Here is a 3903-nt window from a genome sequence, read left to right as displayed (position 1 = left end):
TTCGCCGGGCCGACCCCCTCGGTCATTGCTTGGAGGCGTCGGGCCGCACGTCGGTCGCGTCCCCACCCGCACTTCTGGCCGCTGCTGCGGCACCCGACCCCGGTTCAGCCGGTCTGGTGCGCCACAGGTGGCCAGAAGTGCGGGGGAGGGGCGGCATACCAGGGTGGGTGTCCGCGTTGAAGAGTGCGAGGCAGCCGCGGGGGCGTGCGGTAACCGATTTGGACCGCCACCACGCAGGCGGTATCTTTGAACACTGTGTCTGAGGTCTGCCTCAGTCATGCGCTGGAGTCGGTATCGACGCTGAACACGGTCACCGTGGACGAACGTCGGCAGCTGGACCAGCACCCCTCTCGCCGGGCACTCCGCAATCGATCCGCACTGGGTCGCGCGTGGAGGGTGCAGGGGAGAGCGCCGAGCACGACACACCCGAGTGCGGGGGTCGGGCGAGGCACCACACCAAGGAGTGCCCGAGGGTTGCGAGACGCAGCCCGACGACACAGAACATCAACTACGTACGGAGAACAGGTTGCCTACGATCAACCAGCTTGTGCGCAAGGGGCGTCAGGACAAGGTCACCAAGACCAAGACTCCTGCCCTCAAGGGCTCGCCCCAGCGCCGTGGTGTGTGCACGCGTGTGTACACCACCACCCCCAAGAAGCCGAACTCTGCCCTGCGCAAGGTCGCCCGCGTGCGCCTCACCAGCGGCATCGAGGTCACGGCCTACATCCCGGGCGTCGGCCACAACCTGCAGGAGCACTCGATCGTGCTCGTGCGTGGCGGTCGTGTGAAGGACCTCCCGGGTGTCCGTTACAAGATCGTCCGCGGCTCGCTCGACACCCAGGGTGTCAAGAACCGCAAGCAGGCCCGCTCCCGTTACGGCGCGAAGATGGAGAAGAAGTAATGCCTCGCAAGGGACCCGCGCCCAAGCGCCCCCTCGTCGTCGACCCGGTCCACAACTCCCCGTTGGTGACCCAGCTGGTCAACAAGATCCTCCTCGATGGCAAGAAGTCCATCGCCGAGACGATCGTCTACGGCGCCCTCGAGGGCGTCAAGGAGAAGACCGGCTCCGACCCCGTCGTGACCCTCAAGCGCGCGCTGGACAACATCCGTCCGACGCTCGAGGTCAAGTCCCGCCGTGTCGGTGGCGCGACCTACCAGGTGCCGATCGAGGTCAAGCCCAACCGCGCGACCACGCTGGCCCTGCGCTGGATGGTCGGCTACTCGCGTCAGCGTCGTGAGAAGACCATGACCGAGCGCCTCATGAACGAGATCCTCGACGCGTCCAACGGCCTCGGTGCCGCGGTGAAGCGTCGCGAGGACACCCACAAGATGGCCGAGTCCAACAAGGCCTTCGCGCACTACCGCTGGTGACAGCGACCGGTATGCCGCGTGCGCCTGGCGCGCACGCGGCATACCGGAGGTGCGTGGTCGAGGCCCCGCCCCCACGCACCACAACGAACTTTTTCTAACGAGCGAGATGAGACGATCACATTGGCACTCGACGTCCTGACGGACCTGACCAAGGTCCGCAACATCGGGATCATGGCGCACATCGACGCCGGCAAGACGACGACGACGGAGCGCATCCTCTTCTACACCGGTGTCAACCACAAGATCGGTGAGACCCACGACGGTGCGTCGACGACCGACTGGATGGAGCAGGAGAAGGAGCGCGGCATCACGATCACGTCTGCCGCCGTGACCTCCTTCTGGGAGGGCACCCAGATCAACATCATCGACACCCCCGGTCACGTGGACTTCACGGTCGAGGTGGAGCGCTCGCTGCGCGTCCTCGACGGTGCCGTCGCCGTGTTCGACGGCAAGGAGGGTGTCGAGCCCCAGTCCGAGACCGTGTGGCGTCAGGCCGACAAGTACGACGTCCCCCGCATCGCGTTCGTCAACAAGATGGACAAGCTCGGCGCGGACTTCTACTTCACCGTCGACACCATCAAGGACCGCCTCGGCGCCGAGCCCCTCGTGCTCCAGCTGCCGATCGGCTCCGAGAGCGAGTTCGTCGGCGTCGTCGACCTCATCTACCGTCGTGCCCTCGTGTGGCCCGGTGACGCCAAGGGTGACGTCACCATGGGTGCCAAGTACGAGATCCAGGAGATCCCGGCCGACATGCTCGAGAAGGTCGAGGAGTACCGCCACGCCCTCGTCGAGCGCGTTGCCGAGTCCGACGACGTCCTCATGGAGAAGTACCTCGGTGGCGAGGAGCTGACGCCCGAGGAGATCAAGGGCGCGATCCGCAAGCTGACGGTCAACTCCGAGCTCTACCCGATCCTGTGCGGCTCTGCCTTCAAGAACCGCGGTGTGCAGCCGATGCTCGACGCCGTCGTCGACTACCTGCCCTCGCCGCTCGACGTCCCCCCGATGGTCGGCCACAAGCCGAACCACGAGGAGGTCGAGATGACGCGCAAGCCCGACACGAGCGAGCCGTTCTCGGCGCTGGCCTTCAAGGTCGCCACGCACCCGTTCTTCGGCACGCTGACCTTCATCCGCGTCTACTCCGGCCAGATCTCCGCCGGCTCCGCGGTCGTCAACACGACCAAGGGCCGCAAGGAGCGCATCGGCAAGCTCTTCCAGATGCACGCCAACAAGGAGAACCCCGTGGAGGAGGCCCTCGCGGGTCACATCTACGCGGCGATCGGCCTCAAGGACACCACCACCGGTGACACGCTGAGCGACCCGAACGAGCAGATCGTGCTCGAGTCGATGACGTTCCCGGACCCGGTCATCCAGGTGGCCATCGAGCCCAAGACCAAGGGTGACCAGGAGAAGCTCTCCACGGCCATCCAGAAGCTCTCCGCCGAGGACCCGACCTTCCAGGTCCACCACGACGAGGAGACCGGTCAGACGATCATCGCCGGCATGGGCGAGCTCCACCTCGACATCCTCGTGGACCGCATGAAGCGCGAGTTCAAGGTCGAGGCAAACGTCGGCAAGCCGCAGGTGGCCTACCGCGAGACGATCCGTCGCACCGTGGAGAAGCTCGACTTCACCCACAAGAAGCAGACGGGTGGCTCCGGCCAGTTCGCCAAGATCCAGATCAGCATCGAGCCCCTCGACACCGCCGAGTCGGGCGAGATGTACGAGTTCGTGAACAAGGTCACTGGTGGCCGCGTCCCGCGCGAGTACATCCCGTCGGTCGACGCCGGCATCCAGGACGCCATGCAGTACGGCGTGCTCGCGGGATACCCGCTGGTCGGCATCAAGGCGACGCTGCTCGATGGCGCCTACCACGACGTCGACTCCTCGGAGATGGCGTTCAAGATCGCCGGTTCCATGGCGCTCAAGGAGGCCGTCCGCAAGGCCGACCCCGTGCTCCTCGAGCCGATGATGGCCGTCGAGGTGCGTACGCCCGAGGACTACATGGGCGACGTCATCGGTGACATCAACTCCCGCCGTGGCCAGATCCAGGCCATGGAGGACATCAGTGGTGCCAAGGTCGTCCGCGGCCTCGTCCCGCTGTCAGAGATGTTCGGCTACGTCGGCGACCTGCGGTCCAAGACCCAGGGTCGGGCCAACTACTCGATGGAGTTTGACTCCTACGCCGAGGTCCCCAAGGCTGTTGCCGAGGAGATCATCAAGAAGACCCGTGGTGAGTGACCGGTAGCATTACCGGTCGCACCACGCGCACGAACCACCAGAGCTCCACCCCATAATCCGCGCCACGTCCCATCTGGGCAAAAGGCGTTTCACCAAGAAGAGTCCTGAGGAGGACATCAAGTGGCGAAGGCAAAGTTCGAGCGGACTAAGCCGCACGTCAACATCGGCACCATTGGTCACATCGACCACGGTAAGACGACGCTGACGGCTGCGATTTCCAAGGTCCTGCACGACAAGTACCCGGACTTGAACCCGCAGTTCGCGTTCGACGACATCGACAAGGCACCCGAAGAG

Annotated in this window: 4 protein-coding genes; all 4 read left to right on the top strand. The window is 65.1% G+C overall.

Features of this window, described 5'->3' with window-relative positions:
- Window positions 1–526 precede the first annotated feature (526 nt).
- A complete protein-coding gene (gene rpsL, locus AC1DVZ_RS18730; RefSeq protein ID WP_056883290.1) occupies window positions 527–901 on the top strand; it encodes a 30S ribosomal protein S12 in 375 nt (124 codons plus the stop codon).
- Window positions 901–1371, top strand: a complete 471-nt coding sequence (gene rpsG, locus AC1DVZ_RS18725; RefSeq protein WP_056915473.1) for a 30S ribosomal protein S7 — start codon at window positions 901–903, stop codon at window positions 1369–1371. The genes rpsL and rpsG overlap by 1 nt, the downstream gene beginning before the upstream one ends.
- A gap of 120 nt (window positions 1372–1491) precedes the next feature.
- Window positions 1492–3609, top strand: coding sequence for an elongation factor G (gene fusA, locus AC1DVZ_RS18720; protein ID WP_477619705.1), 2118 nt, complete (start codon window positions 1492–1494; stop codon window positions 3607–3609).
- Between the two features lie 120 nt (window positions 3610–3729).
- On the top strand, window positions 3730–3903 hold a 174-nt coding region (locus AC1DVZ_RS18715), incomplete at its 3' end, for a GTP-binding protein (RefSeq protein WP_477619706.1).

The sequence above is a fragment of the Pedococcus sp. P2_E5 genome (assembly GCF_056403895.1).
Note: the sequence above shows the minus strand (reverse complement) of the source record. Positions and strands in the feature narration are given on the sequence as shown.